This window comes from Streptomyces sp. NPDC006435 (assembly GCF_040612315.1).
GTDB lineage: Bacteria > Actinomycetota > Actinomycetes > Streptomycetales > Streptomycetaceae > Streptomyces.
In genome coordinates this window covers 18701-38297 of record NZ_JBEXPY010000023.1, presented here as the reverse complement: position 1 = coordinate 38297, position 19597 = coordinate 18701, and the positions used below count along the sequence as shown (strand labels likewise).

Annotated in this window: 17 protein-coding genes; 10 read left to right on the top strand and 7 right to left on the bottom strand. The window is 73.1% G+C overall.

Annotated features, from left to right (window positions below; translation table 11 throughout):
- Positions 1-47: 47 nt before the first annotated feature.
- Genes ABZZ04_RS22420 through ABZZ04_RS22410 form a run of 3 tightly spaced genes read right to left on the bottom strand, consistent with a single transcriptional unit; the run spans position 48 to position 2425 of the window.
- On the bottom strand, positions 48-458 hold the full coding sequence (locus ABZZ04_RS22420) for a RidA family protein (protein WP_148838926.1): 411 nt from the start codon (positions 456-458) through the stop codon (positions 48-50).
- Between the two features lie 6 nt (positions 459-464).
- Positions 465-1226, bottom strand: a complete 762-nt coding sequence (locus ABZZ04_RS22415) for an IclR family transcriptional regulator (protein WP_356933952.1) — start codon at positions 1224-1226, stop codon at positions 465-467.
- The gene (locus ABZZ04_RS22410) at positions 1223-2425 is read right to left on the bottom strand and encodes a sugar kinase (protein ID WP_356933951.1); all 1203 of its coding nucleotides are present in this window, start codon (positions 2423-2425) and stop codon (positions 1223-1225) included. Before ABZZ04_RS22410 ends, ABZZ04_RS22415 begins: the two co-directional genes overlap by 4 nt.
- Before the next feature lie 142 nt (positions 2426-2567).
- On the opposite strand from ABZZ04_RS22410, the gene ABZZ04_RS22405 reads away from it, so the two are divergent.
- Together ABZZ04_RS22405 and ABZZ04_RS22400 are read left to right on the top strand one after the other, a co-directional pair.
- Positions 2568-3908: an alanine racemase gene (locus tag ABZZ04_RS22405; RefSeq protein ID WP_356933950.1), complete on the top strand. Its 1341-nt coding sequence runs from the start codon at positions 2568-2570 to the stop codon at positions 3906-3908.
- 155 nt (positions 3909-4063) lie between these two features.
- Entirely contained in the window at positions 4064-5695 is a 1632-nt protein-coding gene (locus ABZZ04_RS22400; RefSeq protein ID WP_356933949.1) for a D-aminoacylase, read from the top strand.
- Positions 5696-5710: 15 nt separating this feature from the next.
- On the opposite strand, the gene ABZZ04_RS22395 is transcribed toward ABZZ04_RS22400, so the two are convergent.
- Positions 5711-6547: a siderophore-interacting protein gene (locus ABZZ04_RS22395; protein WP_356933948.1), complete on the bottom strand. Its 837-nt coding sequence runs from the start codon at positions 6545-6547 to the stop codon at positions 5711-5713.
- Between the two features lie 84 nt (positions 6548-6631).
- Between ABZZ04_RS22395 and ABZZ04_RS22390 the strand changes: the two genes are divergently transcribed.
- The gene (locus tag ABZZ04_RS22390) at positions 6632-7453 is read left to right on the top strand and encodes a TetR/AcrR family transcriptional regulator (RefSeq protein ID WP_356933947.1); all 822 of its coding nucleotides are present in this window, start codon (positions 6632-6634) and stop codon (positions 7451-7453) included.
- Positions 7454-7649: 196 nt separating this feature from the next.
- On the opposite strand, the gene ABZZ04_RS22385 is transcribed toward ABZZ04_RS22390, so the two are convergent.
- Positions 7650-8510: a serine protease gene (locus ABZZ04_RS22385; protein WP_356933946.1), complete on the bottom strand. Its 861-nt coding sequence runs from the start codon at positions 8508-8510 to the stop codon at positions 7650-7652.
- A gap of 223 nt (positions 8511-8733) precedes the next feature.
- Positions 8734-9600, bottom strand: coding sequence for an AraC family transcriptional regulator (locus ABZZ04_RS22380; RefSeq protein WP_356933945.1), 867 nt, complete (start codon positions 9598-9600; stop codon positions 8734-8736).
- A 207-nt stretch (positions 9601-9807) separates the two neighbouring features.
- On the opposite strand from ABZZ04_RS22380, the gene ABZZ04_RS22375 reads away from it, so the two are divergent.
- The 7 genes from ABZZ04_RS22375 (at position 9808) to ABZZ04_RS22345 (ending at position 17569) form a co-directional block, all read left to right on the top strand.
- A complete protein-coding gene (locus ABZZ04_RS22375; RefSeq protein WP_356933944.1) occupies positions 9808-10641 on the top strand; it encodes an arylamine N-acetyltransferase in 834 nt (277 codons plus the stop codon).
- Positions 10642-10905: 264 nt separating this feature from the next.
- Positions 10906-12117 carry a pyridoxal phosphate-dependent aminotransferase gene (locus ABZZ04_RS22370; protein ID WP_356933943.1) on the top strand — a complete coding sequence of 404 codons (1212 nt, stop codon included), beginning with the start codon at positions 10906-10908 and terminating at the stop codon, positions 12115-12117.
- Positions 12118-12218: 101 nt separating this feature from the next.
- Positions 12219-12605: a hypothetical protein gene (locus ABZZ04_RS22365; RefSeq protein WP_356933942.1), complete on the top strand. Its 387-nt coding sequence runs from the start codon at positions 12219-12221 to the stop codon at positions 12603-12605.
- Positions 12606-12852: 247 nt separating this feature from the next.
- Positions 12853-13956 carry a hypothetical protein gene (locus ABZZ04_RS22360; protein ID WP_356933941.1) on the top strand — a complete coding sequence of 368 codons (1104 nt, stop codon included), beginning with the start codon at positions 12853-12855 and terminating at the stop codon, positions 13954-13956.
- 91 nt (positions 13957-14047) lie between these two features.
- Positions 14048-15280 (top strand): toxic anion resistance protein, encoded by a 1233-nt coding sequence (locus tag ABZZ04_RS22355; protein ID WP_356933940.1) that lies wholly within the window; start codon positions 14048-14050, stop codon positions 15278-15280.
- Positions 15277-16917, top strand: coding sequence for a substrate-binding and VWA domain-containing protein (locus ABZZ04_RS22350; RefSeq protein WP_356933939.1), 1641 nt, complete (start codon positions 15277-15279; stop codon positions 16915-16917). Before ABZZ04_RS22355 ends, ABZZ04_RS22350 begins: the two co-directional genes overlap by 4 nt.
- 61 nt (positions 16918-16978) lie before the next feature.
- Positions 16979-17569: a hypothetical protein gene (locus ABZZ04_RS22345; protein WP_356934033.1), complete on the top strand. Its 591-nt coding sequence runs from the start codon at positions 16979-16981 to the stop codon at positions 17567-17569.
- Positions 17570-17600: 31 nt separating this feature from the next.
- Here the strand turns inward: ABZZ04_RS22345 and ABZZ04_RS22340 are convergent, their stop codons facing one another.
- Positions 17601-19340, bottom strand: a complete 1740-nt coding sequence (locus ABZZ04_RS22340) for an Ig-like domain repeat protein (RefSeq protein ID WP_356933938.1) — start codon at positions 19338-19340, stop codon at positions 17601-17603.
- Between the last annotated feature and the right edge of the window lie 257 nt (positions 19341-19597).

Genomic DNA, 19597 nt, shown 5'->3' with positions numbered 1-19597 from the left:
GAGCGGGTGCGGCAGGGGGACCGGCCGGAGGGACCCGGTCGGTCGGATCAGCCGAGGACCGCGAGGGCGTCGATCTCGATGAGCAGGCCCTTGGGGAGGCCGACGTAGACCGTCGTGCGGGCGGCGGGGGGCTGCGTCAGGTTCTGCTCGGCGAAGTAGGCGTTGTAGATCTCGTTCATCTCGGCGAAGTGGTCCACGTCCGTGAGGTAGACGCGCATCATCATCACGTCGTCCCAGCTCGCGCCGCCCTCCTCCAGGATCGCCTTGACGTTGGCGAAGGTCTGGAGGGTCTGCTCGCGCAGGGTCGGACCGGCGGGGGTCGGGGCCCGGCCCTCGACGGCGGGCAGGAAGCCGACCTGGCCGGCGACCTGGAGGATGTTCCCCTTCTTCACCCCGTGCGAGAACTTCGCGGGGGGCGTGGTGTGGGTGCTCGGGGTGAGGGCGATCTTCTCGGTCATGGCTGTTCAGGCTTTCTTGGGTCGGTTGTCGGTACCGGAGTACTCCCGGCTGATGGTTTCGGCGGTGCGCCGCACCAGGGGGAGCAGGGTGAGGAGTTCCTCGGCCGTGACGACGACATTGGGCGCGGAGACCGACATCGCTGCGACGACCCGCCCGTCCGCTCCCCGGATGGGGGCGCCGATGCAGTTGATGGATTCCTCGTGGCCGCCGAGGTCGGTGGCCCAGCCCTGTTCGCGGACGACGGTGAGCTCCTTGAGGAAGGCACCGGCGTTCGGGGTCGAACGGGACGTGTACATGGGGTAGTCGAGCTTCTCGGCGACGGCGCGCCGCTCGGGCTCGGTGAGGTCGGCGAGCAGCAGTTTCGCCACGGCGGCGACGGTGATCGCGACGGGCTTGCCGATCCGCGAGTACATCCGGACCGGGTAGCGGCTCTCGACCTTGTCGATGTAGAGGACCTCCTGCTCCTCGTACACCGCGAGGTGGACGGTGTGACCGCAGTTCTCGTTGAGTTCGACGAGGTGGGGGTGGGCGATCTCCCGTACGTCGAGGTTCTCGACGGCCTCCTGCGCCAGGGCGAAGAGCCGGGCGCCGAGACGGTAGCGCTGGTCCTGCTGGCGGTAGACGAGTCCGTGCTCGTGGAGCGTGCGGAGCAGGCGCAGCGCCGTGGACTTGTGGACGCCGAGCCGCTCGGCGACCTGCCCGAGGTCGGCGGGTCCCTGGGCGAGCAGCGGCAGGATGCTCAGCGCCCGGTCGACGGTCTGACTCATGTCGTACGTACCTCCTGGTCCTCCCCCGTCCAGCCGGGGCCGAGACGAAGTCTCCCCCAGGCCCCGTCGTCCAGGGCGGCAAGGGCGTCGGCGTGCGCACGGGCCGGCGGATCGGTGAGGTCGCCGGGGACGGTGAGGACGGCGGCGGCCATGAGGTGGCCGTGCCGGACCCGGTCGCGCACCGGCAGGCCGCGGAGGGTGGCGGAGAGGAACCCGGCGGCGAAGGCGTCACCGGCGCCGACGGGGGCGACGACGTCGACCCGGAGCGCGGGGACGGCGGTGACGACATCGGCGCGGGTGCCGGTGCAGGTGTCGGTGTCGGTGTCGGCGCGGGTGCCGGTGCCGGTGCCGGATTCGGTACGGGAATCGGTACGGACACCGGCTTCGGTACGGGAATCGGTACGGACGTCGGCTTCGGTGCGGGAATCGGCCCCCGCGGTACGCGAGGAGGTGGCGCGCGAGAAGACGGTGGCGCCCTCCGCCCCCCGCTTCACGACCAGCACCTCCGGCTCCGGCAGGGCCGCGCGGATCGCCTCGGCACCCCGCACGCCCCACGCCTCCTCCGCCTCGTCCTCGCCGACGAAGACGAGGTCGGCACCGCGCGCCAGGTCGAGCAGGACGGCCGGCCGCGCCCCGTCCCGCCACAGGCCCGGCCGGTGGTTGACGTCGAAGGAGACGAGCGGGCGGCCGGGCCGGGGGGCGGTCAGGTCGCGCAGCAGGGCCAGGCAGTCGGCGGAGAGCGCGGCCGTGATGCCTGACAGGTGCAGGACCCGGCCGGTGAGCAGCGCCTCGTACGGGACGTTGTCCGGGGACATCGCGGAGGCGGCGGACCCGGCCCGGTAGTAGGCGACCTCGTGCACGTCGGCGGCCCGGTCCGTGGCCGTGCGGAAGTAGATGCCGGTGGGCCGCTCCGGGTCGCGCCGCACGGCGGAGGTGTCCACCCCGTATCCGGTGATCGCCTCGACGAGGTGGTCCCCGAAGCCGTCCGCGCCGACCCGGCTCACCCAGGCCGCCCGGTGCCCGGCGGCGGCCAGGGCGCAGGCGACGTTGGACTCGGCGCCCCCGATGCCGCGGCCGAAGGAGGGCACGTCGGCGAGGCGTCCGGGCTGCGACGGCAGGAACGTCACCATGGACTCGCCGAGGCACACGACTTCGGTGGCCGTGACGGCGTCGGTGGTCCTGGCCGGGGTTCCGGACACTCGGGGGCTCCTCGCGGGTTCGGTGATTCGGTTCGGTGATTCGGTTCGGGGCGCGGTGGGCAATGGCCCGGGGCGCGGCGGTGGTACACGCCATTGACCCGGCGTCGGCTCGGATGTTAGACAGCGTCAAGCGATATACGCAATGGGTGTTGCATATGATGCAACGACTACTTCGATCGAGGAGGCCCCCTTGGCTGCCGACCGTTCCGTGGCCGGACTCGCCGACGAGCCGGTCGACCACCGCTTCAAGGCGCTTCCGCCCGACGCGGAGGGCCTCACCGTGGGCGCCCTCGCCGCCGAGCGGCGCGACCTCTTCACGGGCGGCTTCACCACCCCGGTGCTCGCCCTGTCCGCCGAGTCGGTCGAGCACAACCTCGCCCTCCTGGAGACGTACGCGGAGCGCCACGGGCTCGCCTTCGCCCCGCACGGCAAGACCTCCATGTCCCCGCAGCTCTTCGCCCGCCAGCTGGAGCACGGCGCCTGGGGCATCACCGCGGCGGTGCCGCACCAGGCGCGGGTCTACCGGGCGTACGGGATCCGGCGGATCTTCCTCGCCAACGAACTGGTCGACGCGGCCGCCCTGCGCTGGCTGGCCGGCGAGCTGGACGCCGACCCGGAGTTCCGCTTCGTCTGCTACGTCGACTCGGTGCGCGGCGTCGAGCTGATGGACGAGGCGCTGCGGGCGGCGGGCGCCACCCGCCCCGTCGACGTCGTCGTGGAGCTGGGCGCGGGCGAGGGGGCGCGCACCGGCGCCCGCACCGAGGCCGAGTGCGCGGCGGTCGCCGACGCGGTGGCCGCGACCGGGACGCTGCGGCTGGTGGGCGTGGCCGGTTACGAGGGCGAGGTGCCGGACGCGTCCGGCGAGCGGGTGCGCCGGTGGCTGCACCGGCTCGTCGCGCTGGCCGTCGACCTCGACCGGGCGGGCCGGTTCGCGGCCGTGGCGGAGGCCGGCGGGGAGATCGTGGTCAGCGCGGGCGGCAGCGCGTGGTTCGACGCGGTGGCGGACGTGTTCGCGCAGGTCCCGGAGCTCTCCGCGCCGGTGCTGAAGCTGCTGCGCTCGGGGGCGTACGTCTCGCACGACGACGGCCACTACCGCCACCTCACCCCGTTCAACCGCGTCCCCGGGGAGGGCGCCCTGCAGCCCGCCTTCCGGCTGTGGGCGCAGGTGGTCTCCCGCCCCTCCCCCGAGCAGGCGTTCCTGAACGCGGGCAAGCGGGACGCGGCGTACGACCTCGACCTCCCCGAGGCACAGGTGGTGCGCTCCGGCCGCGACGGCACCGTCCGGCCCGCGACCGGCATCACGGTCAGCGGCCTGTCGGACCAGCACACCTGGGTGCGCACGGAGCCGGGGGCGGAGCTGGAGGTCGGCGACTGGGTGGGGATGGGGCTGTCCCACCCGTGCACGAGCTTCGACAAGTGGCAGCTGATTCCGCTGGTCGCGGAGGACGGGACGGTCGTCGACTTCGTCCGCACGTTCTTCTGACGCGTGGGGGAGCCGCCCCGCGGGACGGCTCCCCTTCCCGCAACCAGGGCTCCGCCCCCGGATCCCCGCTCCTCGATCGCCGGAGGGGCTGAATTCCACCCCCACTCCCCGAACGCCGGAGGGGCCGGGTCTCGCCAGTTGTCAGGAGCCGCTCCATGGACCTCGTCATCCGCAACGCCCACGTCGTCGACGGCACCGGCAGCCCCGGCCGCCGGGCCGACGTGGCCATCTCCGACGGCCGGATCGCCGGGATCCACCCCGAGGGCGCACCCGGCCCGCGCCCCACCGCCCGCCGCACCCTCGAAGCCGACGGGCTGGCACTCTCCCCCGGCTTCGTCGACATGCACGCGCACAGCGACCTCGCGCTGCTCCGCGACCCGGACCACAGCGCGAAGGCCGCACAGGGCGTCACCCTCGAAGTCCTCGGCCAGGACGGGCTGTCGTACGCGCCGGTCGACGACCGGACGCTCGCCGAGGTCCGGCGCTCCATCTCCGGCTGGAACGGCAACGGCGACGACGTCGACTTCGACTGGCGCACCGTCGGCGAGTACCTCGACCGGCTGGACCGCGGCCCCGACGGCCGGGGCATCGCGGTCAACGCCGCCTACCTGGTCCCGCAGGGCACGGTCCGGATGCACGCGATGGGCTGGGAGGACCGCCCCGCCACCGGCGCGGAACTGGACCGGATGAAGGAACTCGTCGCCCGGGGCATGGCGGAGGGCGCGGTCGGCATGTCCTCCGGGCTCACGTACACCCCCGGCATGTACGCGGACGACGCCGAACTCACCGAACTGTGCCGGGTGGTGGCCGAGTACGACGGCTACTACTGCCCGCACCACCGCTCGTACGGGGCGGGCGCGCTCGGGGCGTACGAGGAGATGGTGCGGCTCACCCGGAACGCGGGCTGCGCCCTCCACCTCGCCCACGCCACCATGAACTTCGGGGTGAACGAGGGCCGGGCGCCCGAACTGCTCGCCCTGCTCGACGACGCGCTCGACGCGGGCGCGGACATCTCCCTCGACACCTACCCGTACACCCCCGGCTGCACGACCCTCGTCGCGATGCTGCCGAGCTGGGCGGGCGAGGGCGGGCCGGACGCGGTGCTCGCCCGCCTCGCGGACGACGCGACGGCCGAACGCGTCCGGCACCACCTGGAGGTGGTGGGCTCGGACGGCTGCCACGGGGTGCCGATCGAGTGGGACACCATCGAGATCTCGGGCGTCGGCGCGCCCTCCCTCGCCGACCACGTCGGGCGCACGGTCGCCGAGTCCGCCCGGCTGCGCGGCGAGGCGCCCTGGACGACCGCCCGCAGGCTGCTCGTCGAGGACCGGCTCGGCTCGACGATCCTCCAGCACGTGGGCCACGAGGAGAACGTGCGGCAGATCATGCGCCACCGGGTGCACACCGGCGGCAGCGACGGCATCCTCCAGGGCGACAAGCCGCACCCGCGCGCCTACGGCACGTTCCCGCAGTACCTCGGCCGGTACGTCAGGGAGTTGGGCATCCTCACCCTGGAGGAGTGCGTCGCCCACCTCACCTCGCGCCCGGCGAGGCGGCTGCGGCTGACCGACCGCGGGTACGTCCGCGAGGGCTACCGGGCCGACCTGGTGCTCTTCGACCCGGCGACGGTGGCTGCCGGCTCGACCTTCGAGGAGCCGCGCACCCTGCCGGTCGGCATCCCGCACGTGCTGATCGACGGCCGGTTCGTCATCGAGGACGGCCACCGCACCCAGGCCCTCGCGGGCCGGGCCGTACGGGGAGCGGGGCGCACCCGGAACACCCCGTGAAGCTCCTCCCCTCGCCTACTCCGCCGCCCGTTCCCTCGCCCAGGCCAGGTCCTCCTCGGTCGGGGCGTCGTCCTGGGTGAGGCTGCGCCGCCAGTAACCGCTGAACTCCACGGCCCCGCGGCCCATGCCGCGCTCCTCGACCAGGTGGCGGCGCAGGGCCCGTACCGCCGACGCCTCGCCGGCCAGCCACGCGGCCCCGGGCCCGGCGGGCAGCGGGGTGGCCCGCACCGCGTCCGGCAGCGACCCGCCCCGGTCCCGGTGCACCCACCGGACGCTCACGTCACCGGGCGATTCGAGCGGCACCTCCTCCGCCGCGTCGGCCACCTCGACCCGGACCAGCGCCCGCGCCCCCGCCGGCAGGGCCTCCAGGATCGTCCCGATCGCGGGCAGCGCCGTCTCGTCCCCGGCCAGCAGCAGCCAGTCGGCGACGGGGAGCGGACGGGCGTACGCGGACGACGGGCCGACCATGCCGAGCACGTCGCCGGTGCGGGCGCGCCGTCCCCAGCGGGCGGCCGGGCCCTCCTCGCCGTGGAGCACGAAGTCGACCGTCATCAGGCCGGAGCCGGGGTCGTACCCGCGGACGGTGAAACTCCGCATCAACGGACGCTCGGGCTCCGGGATCGCCAGGTACGCCTCGTACCAGCGCATGCCGTGCACGTCGTCGGCGTCCGGCTCCGGAAGCCGGGGGACGTCCTGCCCCTCCCGCGGGAAGCAGAGCTTCATCTGCTGGTCCGGCCGGTCCTCCATGAGCCCAGCCAACGCGTCCCCGGCGAAGGTGACGCGCGCCGTGCGCGGGGTGACCCGCTCCACGCCCACGACCCGTACGTACGACACCGCCAGTGCCTGCCCCATCGCGGATCCCACCCTCCCCGACTGATACTTTACGACGTAAGGAATTACCTGGGGGAAGTTACTTTACGGCGTAAGGAGTTGCAAGTGGTGGTCTTTGCCGGGCAGGGCGACGCCCGCCGGTCGATGTCCCTGCTGTGGCGCGCGGACCGGCCGGAGGAGCAGGACCGGCGCCCCGGCCCCCGGCCCGCGCTGAGCGTCGACGCGATCGTGGCCGCCGCCGTCGCCGTCGCGGACGAGAAGGGCATGGCCGCGCTCTCGATGCGGGCGGTGGGCGAGCGGCTGGGCCGTACGGCGATGGCGCTCTACACCCACGTCCCCGGCAAGGACGAACTGCTGGACCTGATGTACGACGCCGTCCACGCCGAACTGCCCACCGACTACCCGGACACCGGCGACTGGCGCGCGGGGCTCACCGACTGGGCGCGGGACACCCTCGCGTTCCAGCTGCGCCACCCCTGGGTGCTCCGGGTCTCCCAGGCCCGCCCGGTCCTCGGCCCGCACGAGTACGCGGGACTGGACACCCTGGTGGGCCTGTTGAACCGGACCGGGCTCGACGCGGCCGTGCTGCGGCGGCTGGTCGGGACGCTGTCCCACTTCGTCCGGGGCTGCGCCGGGACGGTCGCCGAGGCGCGGCAGGCCGCGGCGGCGACGGGCGAGGCGGACGAGGAGTGGTGGTTCGCCCGCTCGGCGCTGCTGGGCGAGGTGGCGCCCGACTTCGCGGAGCGCTACCCGAGCCTGAGCGCGATGGAGCACGCCTCCGCCCCGCAGCCCCCGGACCCGCCCTCGGACCCGTCCCCGGCGGATGTGCCGTACCTGGAGCGCGAGGCGCGAAGGACCTTCGAGGCGGGGCTCGGCGTACTGCTGGACGGGATCGAGGCGGCGGTCCGCCGCGCCGGGGCGCGCTGAGCACGGCGGGGCGGACGCGAGCCGTACGGGTACCCAGAAACGCGACCGCCGCGACACCCTGTCGGGCGTCGCGGCGGTCACAGCCATACGTTCACGCGCGCACGTTCACGCGCGCACGTTCACGCGCGCACGTTCACACGCATGCGTTCACGCGCGGCGGTCACACGCATGCGTTCACGCCCGGACGTTCGTCCGTTCACGGCTTGGGCAGTTCGCATCCCGGCCGGTCGAGGTCGAACCTGTTGCCGGCACCGATGCACGGCACGAGACCGTAGGTCTGCTGGGCGTAGTTGATGCCCTCGCGCACCGTCACGTCACCGTTCTCGTCGACCTCGCACGGGTTGTTGTCCGCGCACTCCAGGCCGTCCTCGTTGCCGGTGTTGTTGACGGCGACGACCTTGCCGGTCGCGTTGTCGATCACCGGGGAGCCGGACGTACCGCCGATGGTCTGGCAGGCGGAGGTGTAGCGGACCGAGTCCTTCCAGGTCCACGCCCCCTCCTTGAGGCGGTAGACGAAGCCGTCGACGTTGCAGGAGTACGTGCGCTTCCAGTAGCCGGACACGACCGTGATCGCGGTGCCCTCGACCGGGTGCGCGGCGTTGAGCTCCAGCGCCTTGATGCCGTAGGTGCTCTCGATCTGGGCGTAGGTACGGGTGAGCTGGTACACCGATATGTCGGTGTCGGTCATCGTCCCGTACGAGATCTTGCTCGCGCGCAGGGTGCCGACGCCGCTGCCCGAGGCGTTCAGCAGGGTGAAGCTCCGGGTGGACGGCTGGTCGACCACGACCTCGCCCGGCCCGGGGAATCCCGTCTCCATGCAGTGCCCGTTGGAGAGCACCAGCGCGGGGTCGTCGGGCTGGGAGTCGGGCGTGCGGACGACGGAGCCGGAACAGTTGCTCAGCGCCACGGTCCCGGCGAAGTTGACCGCCTTGGGCCTGACCTTCTCCTTGACCGCACTGGGCGACGTCGTTTCGTGGGTGGTGGCCGCGGTCGCTGGTGCGACACCCGCTCCGAGGAGCAGAACGGCGAACAGCGCACCGACGAGAGGCTTTTTCATGTGGGGGTCCCCTCCAGGCGTATGTGCAGGGTCCGAATGGCCCCTGCAACCGAAGTTCCTTCGGTTTTGACATGCGCATGTTTGCGTACTGGAGGGGGCCCCACAAGGGGCGGTTTCAAGCCGTCCTCGAACCGCCGGTGTCGCCCTCGAACCGCCGATGCCGTCCTCGAACCGCCGGTGCCGTGCCCGGAGTCGGGCACGGTACCGGCCTGCGGCCCGGGTCTCAGGAGACGGTCGGCTCCACCGGGATCCAGAGCTCCGCCTCGGCCCGCGCGCCGTCCGGCGAGAGCCTGGTGCGCAGGATCTCGGGGCCGGGCCTGCTCCGGTACGGGTTGGACGGGAACCACTGGGTGAACACGTCCCGCCACAGGTACTGGAGCGCCTGCGGGAAGGGACCGGAGTTCTCGAACACTGCCCAGGCCCCCGCCGGGACCACCAGCGCGTCCAGGTCGTCGGGCACGTCCGCGCCGGTCACCACGCCGTGGTAGTAGTCGAGTCCGGTCCCCTCGGCCCGGCTCTCGTCGAGCTTGTCGCTCACTCCGACGATGCCTTCCGGCTGCTGGTCGGACAGGGCCGCGATGCGCCCCATCGTCTCCTTGTCGATGCCCCGGATGAAATCGGCGATGGCCGGATTCATTCCCTCGTGCACCAGCGGGACCCGTGCCCTCTTGCCGACCACACGGAACTCCTCCTTCTCCACGATCCGGTACTGCATGCTGCTGCTCCCTTCGACCACGAGGCGGAAGGACATCCGGGGCTGCGAGCGCAGTGCCGCACCGACCCGCCGGGCCTCGCCCGGACCGACGCCGTGCATGGCCCGGAACGCCCGCGCGAACGCCTCCCCCGAGGAGTAGCCGTACCGGACGGCGATCTCCAGCAGCGTCCGCTCCCCCGCGAGCACCTCGGCCCCCGCGAGCGTCAGCCGCCTGCGCCGGACGTACTCCGACAGCGGCATCCCGGCCAGCGCGGAGAACATCCGCCGGAAGTGGTACTCCGACGTCACGGCGATCCGCGCCAGCTCGGTCACCTCGATCCGCCGGTCGAGACGGCCCTCGATGTGTTCCATGGCCTGGTTCAGCTTCTCCAGCACCCCGGACTCCTTCCCTTACGGACCACCACGTTAGGAACGGCGCACCCGCCCCGACCCGACATCCTGTGCCCGGTGCGGTCGGGTCGGGCAACGGGGGCGCCGGGGCGGCCTCCGGTCCCGGCGGCCGGGGACGGGGACCCGGGGACCAAGGCCCCTCCGCCCCTGGACCGAGGCGGTCGGCCGCCCCCGCTGCGTACCGTCGGGAGCATGACTTCCGACCGCGAGCACCTGCCCGACCTCGACGCCTACCTCGACCGCATCGGCTGGAGCGGGACGCGTGGGCCGACCGCGGAGGTGCTGCGCTCCGTGCACCGTGCCCACGCCCTGGGCATCCCCTTCGAGAACCTGGACCCGGTCCTCGGCAGCGCGCCCTCGCTCGCGATCGCCGATCTGGAGGCGAAGCTCGTGCGCGGCCGGCGCGGCGGGTACTGCTACGAGCACAACACCCTGTTCGCCGCCGTGCTGACCGCGCTCGGGTTCCACGTCACCCTGCTGTGCGCGCGGGTCGTGGTAGGGGCCCGGCCCGGGGACGTCCGGCCGCGCACCCACATGCTGATGGCGGTACGGATACCGGGCGGGCCCACCCCGTATCTGGCCGATGTCGGCTTCGGCTCCCCCGGTTCGCTGCTGGAGCCGATCCCGCTGGTGGCGGGCGCCGAGGTGCACGACGCGCCGCGCCGCCACCGGCTCGTCACCGTCCCGCACGACGGGCCGCTGGAGCTGTGGGAGCTGCGGACGCACACCGCCGACGGGGCCTGGCAGCCGCAGTACGCCTTCACCCTGGAGCCCTTCGAGGCGCCGGACTACGAGGTCATCAACTGGCACATCGCGACCAACCCGCGCTCCCCCTTCTCGTCCGGCGTGTACGCGCAGCGGACCGTCCCGGGCGCGCACCTGTCGCTGACCGGCCGCACGTTCGCCACCACGGCCGACGACGGCGGCCGCGAGGAGCGCGAGCTGGCGGACGGCGACGAGGTGCTGCGCGTACTGGCCACCGAGTTCGACATCCACCTGCCCCCGGACACCCGACTGCCGGAGTGAGGACCGGGGCCGGGGCGGCGGTCTCCGCCGCCCCGGCCCGCCACCCCGGTCCGGCCACGTGGCCCATCTCACCCGTCCGTGTTCGTCACGTCCCCGCTCCACCCCATTCGAAGCCCCGCCCCCTCCCCCGCCCGGCGTTCCCACGGTCCGGGGCGGGGGACGCATGGCTATGGAAGACGCGTTCGGCGGACCGGACCACCCGTGCGGGGCACCCCGGCGGGGAAGCCCCGACGGCGCGCGGGGCGCGGTCGTAAGCTCCCGGACATGCAGGTCATCCAGTCCACGAAGCTCGCCAACGTCTGTTACGAAATCCGGGGCCCCGTCCTGGAGGAAGCGATGCGGCTGGAGGCAGCCGGTCACCGCATCCTCAAGCTGAACACCGGCAACCCCGCCGCGTTCGGTTTCGAGTGCCCGCCCGAGATCCTCGAGGACATCCTGCGCAACCTCGCCGGGGCGCACGGCTACGGCGACGCGAAGGGGCTGCTGTCCGCGCGGCGGGCGGTGGTGCAGCACTACCAGACCAAGGGCATCGATCTCGACGTCGAGGACGTCTACCTGGGCAACGGCGTGTCCGAGCTGATCCAGATGTCGATGCAGGCGCTGCTCGACGACGGCGACGAGGTCCTCGTACCCGCCCCGGACTATCCGCTGTGGACCGCCTCGGTGTCGCTGGCCGGCGGCACGGCCGTGCACTACCGGTGCGACGAGCAGTCCGACTGGATGCCGGACCTCGCCGACATCGAGCGGAAGATCACCGACCGCACCAAGGCGCTGGTGATCATCAACCCGAACAACCCGACGGGTGCGGTGTACGACGAGGAGATGCTGCGCGGGCTGACCGAGATCGCCCGGCGCCACAACCTGGTCGTCTGCTCCGACGAGATCTACGACCGGATCCTGTACGACGGCGCGGTCCACATCCCGACCGCGACCATCGCGCCCGACCTGATGGTGCTCACCTTCAACGGGCTCTCCAAGAACTACCGGGTGGCCGGCTACCGGTCGGGCTGGCTGGCCGTCTGCGGCCCGAAGGCGCACGCCTCCTCGTACATCGAGGGGCTGACGATCCTCGCCAACATGCGGCTCTGCGCCAACATGCCCTCGCAGCACGCGGTGGCCACCGCGCTCGGCGGGCGGCAGTCGATCGACGACCTGGTGCTGCCGGGCGGGCGGATGCTGGAGCAGCGCGACGCCGCGTACGACCTGCTGACCCGGATCCCGGGCGTGACCTGCGTGAAGCCGAAGGGGGCGCTGTACCTCTTCCCGCGCCTGGATCCCAAGGTCTACAAGATCAAGGACGACCGGCAGATGGTCCTCGACCTGCTGCGGGCCGAGAAGATCATGGTGGTGCACGGCACCGGGTTCAACTGGCCGGAGCCCGATCACTTCCGGGTCGTGACGCTGCCCTCGACCGAGGACCTGACGGACGCGGTCAACCGGATCGCCCACTTCCTGGACGGATACGGCCAGCCCTGACGGCCGGCGGCGGGCCCGTGGACGATTCCTGTATCGATCGTAGACAACTTTAGACTTAATCCAATGTAGGATGGTCCCACAGCAACACCAGGAGGCCATCCATGTACGAACCGATCCGCACCAAATCGGTCCACACACCGGCCGACCACGCCGACGACTTCCCGCACCGTTCCCGCGAGGAGGAGCTGGACATCCAGCTCGCCGGGCACCTGGCCGCGCTCCTCGCGGTCACCGACGAGCTGGGCCTCGGCGAGGCGGGCGACCGCATCGCCGAACAGGTCGCCAGGCTGCGCGGCGCGCCGCCCGCCCGGCACGCCGGTCGAACCGGAGCATCCGCACCCGCGCTGCACCGCCGTGCCCACGCCCTCGCGGGCCGTGCGCTGGTGGTGGCCGCGTCCCGTGCCGACACCGCCGCGGCGATCCTCGCGGCCGGGCGCATGGACGCCCACGCGGCGGCCGCCACCACGCGGCTGGTCGGCGCCCACTGACGGCCCCGGTCCGCGCGCCATCGAGGCGCGTGGACCGGGCGCCACCCACCCCCACGCACCCCGGAGCCCGCCCCCCGCACCGGGACCCACACCCCCGTACACCGGAACCCGCCCCCTCGTACCGGGACCCACACCCCCATACACCGAAGGCCGCGCCCCGTACGCCGGAGTCGTCCGCTCCCGTTCCGCCCCCGTTGCGTACTGGGATACTCACTTCACCTGCCGTCCACCCGACTCCGCCTGGAATGTGGAATTCCGGGAGCACGCTTCGGGTGTGAGACGCATCGTGGGAATCGTCCTGGCGGTGCTGCTGATCGGCGGAGTGGCAGCAGCCGTCGCAGCAGGACGCGCCGGCAAGGACACGAGCACGGCAACGAAGACCGTGCGTGGAGTGATCGGGTCGGAGAAGGCCGAGTTCTTCGCCGATCCCGACGTGGTGAAGGCCCTCGCCGCCAAGGGGCTCACCGTCAAGGCGGAGACGTCCGGGTCATGGGCCATGGACCAGTTCCCCCTCAAGGGTTACGACTTCGCCTTCCCCGGCTCGAAGGCCCCGGCCGACGAGCTCCAGCGCAGGTCCCCCGTCAAGGGCGGACCGATCAGGCCGTTCTACTCGCCGCTCGTCGTCGTCGCGCACCGCGCCGCCGCCCGGGTGCTGGCGGACAACGGGCTCGCGACGCTGGGCGGGAAGTCCAGCGGCAAACTGCTCATGAAGCCGTACCTCGACGCCGCGCGGACGGACCGGACCTGGCAGCAGCTCAAGGGCGCCGACAAGCACGCCGAGCTGTCCGGGACGGTGTTCATCACCAGCACCGACCCCGTCTCGTCCAACTCCGGCGCCCTCTACCTCGCCGCCGCCTCCTACGTCGCCGACGGCGGCCGGGTCGCCGCGGACGAGGCCGCGGCCGGCCGCACCGCTCCCCTGCTGAAGAAGCTGATCCAGGTCCAGGGCGCACAGCAGACCAGCACCGACGCCCCGTTCCGCGACTTCATCAGCGGGGTCGGCAACCCGCTCGTCCTGGTCTACGAGTCGCAGGTCGCCTCGCTACTGATGCAGGGTCAGGAGACCGGTGACCTGGTGCTCCTCTACCCCGACACCACCGTGTCCAGCGACCACACCCTCGTACCGCTGACCGACACCGGCCGGCAGTTGGGCGAGCTGCTCTCCGCCGATCCGCGCCTGCGCGAGCTGGCCGTGCGGCACGGTTTCCGTCCCCAGGGCGCCGCGGCCGAGTTCACCGCCGCCACCGCCGACCACACCGACTACATCGACCAGAAGCTGACCGGAGTCCGTCAGGCGCCCGTGCCCACCGCCACGGTGCTGCGCACGATGGCCCGGCGGACCCGCGGCTGAGGACCCGCCGGGCGGCCGTGCCCGACCGGAGGCCGCCCGGCAGGTTCCGACCCGTACGCCTACGCCTTCCTCTGTTCCTGGAGACCCGCTCATGGCCGAAGAACCGCAACCGATCACCCTCGCCCCGCCCGGCGACGCCCCGCCGCTGGTCCTCACCCCGCCGGAGCCGGTCGCCCCGGTCCGCACCGAGCAGGCCGCCGGTCTCGTGCCGGTCGACGAGTCGGTGCGCACGGAGATGACCCGCCGCGCCGCCGAGTACGTCGGCGGCCTCGCCGGCCTGGACGCCCGGTCGCCCGAATTCACCACCCGGATCGGGGAGATCGCCGCCCTGGGGCAGGGCGACATCCGCAACGCCGCCCAGCAGTCCAACCGGATGCTGGACCGCACCGTCCGCTCGCTGTCCGCGTCCGGAAAGGGTTCCGGGAGCGGCTCCGGGGGCGGCGACGCCCAGGCCCGGGTCGGCTCCTCCCTCGTCGAGCTGCGCCGCACCGTCGAGGACCTCGACCCGCGCGACGCCCCCGCCAGGGGCGCGCGCCGGCTGCTGTCCCGACTGCCGGGCGGCAACCGGCTCCGCGACCACGTCGCCAAGTACGCGTCGGCCCAGTCCACCCTGAACCGGATCGTGGGCTCGCTGCGCGGCGGCCAGGACGAGCTGCGCCGCGACAACGCCGCCCTGCACACCGAGCGCACCCGGCTCTGGGAGACCATGGGCAAGCTCCAGGAGTACGTGGTCCTCACCGAGGCGCTGGACGGCGCCGTCGAACAGCGCATCGCGGCGGCCACCGACCCGGCGCAGGCGGACGCGCTCCGCGCCGACGTCCTCTTCCCCGTGCGGCAGAAGCACCAGGACCTGCTGACCCAGCTCGCGGTCTGCGCCCAGGGCTACCTGGCGATGGACGTGGTGCGCCGCAACAACGACGAGCTCATCAGGGGCGTCGACCGGGCCGCGACCACCACCGTCTCCGCCCTGCGGATCGCCGTGATGCTGGCCTCGGCGCTGGAGAGCCAGCGCAAGGTGACCGAGCAGGTCCAGGTGCTGCGCTCCACGACCGAGGACCTGATCCGCGGCAACGCGGAGATGCTCGCCGGGCAGAGCGGCGAGATCCAGCGCATCGCCGCCGACCCGGCGGTGGGGGCGGAGACGCTGCGCACCGCGTTCCAGCAGATCTACCGGACGCTCGACGCCATCGACACGTACAAGGTGCAGGCCACCGAGTCGATGGCCGCGACCGTGGAGTCGCTGACCGCCGAACTCCAGCAGGCCGGCGCCCACCTGGAGCGCAGCCGGTCGGCCGGGGTGCTGGGGGGCGGTGGCCCCGCATGACGAACCGCCCCCGCAGAAGGCTGCGGAGGCTGCGACGCCGGGTGACCCGTTCGCTCGCCGCGCTGCTGTCCGCCGCCGTGCTCGTCCCCCTCGCCGCGTGCTCCGCCCCGGACACCGGCGCGTCCGGCTCCTCCGGCGGGTCCGGGCAGGACGACGGCCGGCCCCGGGCCGGCACGCTGCGCGTCCTCGCCTCCAGTGAACTCTCCGACATGGAGCCGCTGTTGGCGAAGGCCGAGCAGGCCACCGGGATCACCGTGCGCCCCACCTGGACCGGCACGCTGGACGCCGTCGAACGGCTCGCCTCCGGGAAGGCGGACGGGGCGTACGACGCGGTGTGGCTGTCGTCCAACGACTATCTGCGGCTGCGTCCGGAGGCGGCGCGGCGCATCACGTCGGAGACCCCGCTGATGACGTCGCCGGTCGCGCTCGGGGTCCGCCCGGCGACCGTGGAACGACTGGGCTGGCGGCCCTCGGACGTGACCTGGTCGCAGGTGCACCGGGCGGTCGCCGAGGGCCGGCTGACGTACGGGATGACCGACCCGGTCCGCTCCAACTCCGGTTTCTCCGCGCTCGTCTCGGTCGCCTCCGGGCTCTCCGGCGCCCAGTCCGCGCTGACCGACGCCGATGTGCGCGGCGCGAGCGGGAAGCTGAAGGAGTTCTTCGGCGGGCAGCGACTGACGTCCGGTTCCTCCGGGTGGCTGGCCACCGCGTACGCCCGGCGCGGCAACGTCGACGCGCTGATCAACTACGAGTCCGTGCTGCTGTCGCTGAACCGCGACGACCACACCGGACTGTCCGTGATCCGCCCCCGCGACGGGGTGGTGACGGCCGACTACCCGCTCAGCACGCTCGCCGACGCCGCCCCCGACGCGAAGGACGCGGTGCGCGCCCTGACGGCGTACTTCCGCACCCCCGACGCGCAGCGGCGGCTGACCCGGGACACCTTCCGGCGCCCGGTCGTGCCCTCGGTGCGGCCCGCGGCTCCGCTCGCCGCCGACGCGCGGCGCGAACTGCCCTTCCCCGGCTCGCGGTCGGTGGCCGACGGGCTGCTCCACAGCTACGAGAACAAGCTGCGGCGCCCCTCGCGCACCGTGTACGTGCTGGACACGTCGGGCTCGATGAAGGGGGACCGGCTGAAGCGGCTGAAGGCGGCACTGACCGGACTGACCGGGGACTTCCGGGAACGGGAGGAGGTCACGCTGCTGCCGTTCGGCTCGTCGGTGAAGCAGGTGCGCACGCACACCGTCGACCCGGCCGACCCGCGGCGCGGAGCGGCCGCGATCGAGGCGGACACCGCCGCGCTGACGGCGGGCGGCGAGACGGCGATCTACTCGAGCCTGAAGTCGGCGTACGAGCGGATCGGCGGCGGCAGCGATTCGGCGTTCACCTCGATCGTGCTGATGACGGACGGCGAGAACACGACGGGCGACACGGCCGCGGGGTTCGCCTCCTACTACCGGTCGCTGCCGGCCGCGCACCGGGTAACCCCGGTCTTCCCGATCGTCTTCGGCGACTCGGACCGCGGCGAGCTGGACCGGATCGCCGAGCTGACCGGTGGCCGGCTCTTCGACGCGACCGGGGACCGGGGACCGGACTCCCTGGACGGGGCCTTCGAGGAGATCCGTGGCTACCAGTAGATCCCGGGGCGGGGCGGGCGGGTCCTCCGGTGGTTCGGGCCGCAGGCCGGCGAACCGGGTGCTGGCCTATGTCGAGTCGCGGAAGAACCTCGCCGGGAGCGCCTGCGGGATCGCCGGTCTCGTCCTCACCTTCACCGGGCTCGCGGGGACGTACTGGCCGGTGGTGGTCGCCGGGCTGTACGGGGCGGGCGCCCTGATCGCCCCGCCCGAGCGGCCGCCCGCACCGGAGTTCCCGGACGCCTCGTCGCGCCTGGACGCGCTGCGGGACGACTTCGGGACGCTGCGGGCCTACCTGGACGAGGTGGACCTGCCGCCCGCCGCGTCCGGCCGGCTCGCCGAGCTGACGGAGCTCCTCGACGGGCTGCTCGCCCCCGGCTGGGTGTCCGAGGCCCTGGCCGCCGACCCGGAGGGCGTCCACGCCCTGTCCCGTGCCGTGCACCAGGACATCCCGGAGTCGGTCGACACCTTCGTGCGGACCCGTTGGTGGACGCGGATCACGCCCGGCACGGAGCCGCCCGAACGCCATCTGGAACAGCAGCTGACGCTGCTGCACCGGGAGGCGGAGGCGCTCGCGGCCGGGCTGCGGGAGGCGGAGGCGCGGCGGCAGCAGATCCACACCCGTTATCTGGAGGACCGGGGCCGGAACGGGTAGTCCCCGTTCCGGCCCCGGACCGCCGCCCGGGTCAGCGCCGGACCCGTACCGTCGCCGACGCCGTCGATCCGCTGTGCAGGTCGTCGCCCGCGTAGCCGATCTCGTACGTCACCTCCCCGGTGGCCCGGGGCAGGTCGTTGACGGTGAAGGTGCCGTCGGCGGCGACGGCGGCCGAGGTCAGCGTGCCGGTGCCCTTCCGGTCGGTGCGCACCACGGACAGCGTGATCCCGGCGGGCAGCGCCCTGCCCTGCCCGGTCAGGGTGCCGGTGATCGTCAGGCCCGCGCTCTTGGTCGCCTCCGCCGGGGCCCGGAGCGCGAGGGCGGTCGGGGCCTTGTCGACGGTGACGGCGAGCGTGACGTCCTCGGCCGGGCGGTGGGTGACGTCACCGGTGAAGGAGATGGTGTAGGTGGCGTCGCCGACCAGGGACGGGACGTCGAGGACGGTGAACGAGCCGTCGGCCTCGACCTCGGCGGCGGCGATCCTGCGGTCGCCGTTCGCGTCGTGCCGCACCGCCGTCACCCTGACCGGTTCGGCGGGGGCGGGGCCGTCCAGCTCCAGCCGGCCCCTGATCCCGACCGGTTCGCCGACGACGGGCCGGCCCGGGGTGGTGGTGAGGCCGCCGGTGAAGCGGGAGTCGTACTGGGCGGCCGGGGGCTGGATGACGTGCAGCCAGTACTCGGTGCCGGAGGTGTTGGTGGTGACGGCGAACAGCCGCGAGCCGTCCTTCGACCAGCCGAGCCCGCGCGGCACGACCCGGTCGCCTTCGAGCGCGCCCTCGAAGGCGAACTCCAGCGGGGCCCGGCCGGACGCCGGGTCGGCGGGCTGCACCAGCAGGTCGGCCGTGCCCCCGGTGGCGGCGGCGCCCCGGGCGATGTACGTCCCGTCGCCGCTGAAGGCGACCGCGGACGCCTTGGCCCCCTCGGGCAGCGGCTGGTACGCGACCGGCGCGTCGGACAGGTCGGCGGACTCCAGGAGCCGGGTGCCGTACGCGGCGTCGGCGACCGCGATCCGCCGCCCGTCGGGGGACTGCGCCACGTCCTTCGTGTCGAGGCCGCCCCGCCCCTGGGCGTCGGCGAACCGGCGCTCCGGACCGCGCACCAGGGTGTCGCCGCTCGCGTCGAACGTGGTGACGAAGGGGTTGGTCTCGGTGGCGGTGCGGGTCTGCGCCATCACGATCCGGTCCGGGACCTCGGGGCCGCTGGTCAGCCGCAGTCTGCTCGCCGCGTTCCACCCGGTGTTGACGGACATGGTGCCCGACACGCCGTACAGGGCGTTCCAGTTGTCGGCGCAGTCGGTGCCGTTGTACGGCGTCTCGGCGTGCCACTGCTTGCCCCCGGCGAAGGCCACGTCGCGCGGGCAGGTCGGGGCGGTCGCGGTGGAGACGGCGCCGGTGCGCTGCCAGGTGACCGTGTCGTAGGCGACGACGCCGGAGGTGTACGAGACGTAGAGCGTCCCGCTGTCCGCGCTCAGCGCCATCCCGGAGGTGACGGGCCCGACGGACAGGGACCCGGTCTTCTGGCCCTGGAAGTTGTAGATGTGGACCTGGCTGGTGGACCGGTCCTGGCCGTCCGTCACGTAGACCCGCTCGTGCACGGAGTCGACGACCATCGCCGCGTACGAGGAGATCGGCAGCTTGGCCACGGTGTCGCCGGGCGTGGTGCCGTCGGCCGCGCGGGCGGCCGGTGGTGCGACCGCGGTGAGACCCGCGGTGCCGAGGGTCAGCGCGGCCAGCGTCGCCGCGATGCGTACATGGTGCCGGTTCTTGCTCAACCGATTCCCCCACAGGCTCTGTCGGCCTCCGGCCGACCGAGCCGGAGGCGATGTGAAGGAACATCGAAGCGTTGTGGAGGTTGTGTGCGCAAGCCTTGGGCGATCTTCGGACGTTCACCGTGAAACGCCGGAAAAGGGGGCGGCCCCCGGAACCGTGAGGGAGTTCCGGGGGCCGTACCGCGGCCGGGCTGGTGAGACCCCACAGGTCAGGGCGGATGTCCGGGACCCGGTCGCGGGGCGTGCGGGGCGCACCCGTG

Coding starts and splice junctions, on each gene's coding strand:
- ABZZ04_RS22420 (WP_148838926.1), bottom strand. CDS start 458: ATGACCGAGAAGATCGCCCTCACCCCGAGCACCCACACCACGCCCCCC.
- ABZZ04_RS22415 (WP_356933952.1), bottom strand. CDS start 1,226: ATGAGTCAGACCGTCGACCGGGCGCTGAGCATCCTGCCGCTGCTCGCC.
- ABZZ04_RS22405 (WP_356933950.1), top strand. CDS start 2,568: ATGGGTGTTGCATATGATGCAACGACTACTTCGATCGAGGAGGCCCCC.
- ABZZ04_RS22400 (WP_356933949.1), top strand. CDS start 4,064: ATGGACCTCGTCATCCGCAACGCCCACGTCGTCGACGGCACCGGCAGC.
- ABZZ04_RS22395 (WP_356933948.1), bottom strand. CDS start 6,547: ATGGGGCAGGCACTGGCGGTGTCGTACGTACGGGTCGTGGGCGTGGAG.
- ABZZ04_RS22385 (WP_356933946.1), bottom strand. CDS start 8,510: ATGAAAAAGCCTCTCGTCGGTGCGCTGTTCGCCGTTCTGCTCCTCGGA.
- ABZZ04_RS22375 (WP_356933944.1), top strand. CDS start 9,808: ATGACTTCCGACCGCGAGCACCTGCCCGACCTCGACGCCTACCTCGAC.
- ABZZ04_RS22370 (WP_356933943.1), top strand. CDS start 10,906: ATGCAGGTCATCCAGTCCACGAAGCTCGCCAACGTCTGTTACGAAATC.
- ABZZ04_RS22365 (WP_356933942.1), top strand. CDS start 12,219: ATGTACGAACCGATCCGCACCAAATCGGTCCACACACCGGCCGACCAC.
- ABZZ04_RS22355 (WP_356933940.1), top strand. CDS start 14,048: ATGGCCGAAGAACCGCAACCGATCACCCTCGCCCCGCCCGGCGACGCC.
- ABZZ04_RS22350 (WP_356933939.1), top strand. CDS start 15,277: ATGACGAACCGCCCCCGCAGAAGGCTGCGGAGGCTGCGACGCCGGGTG.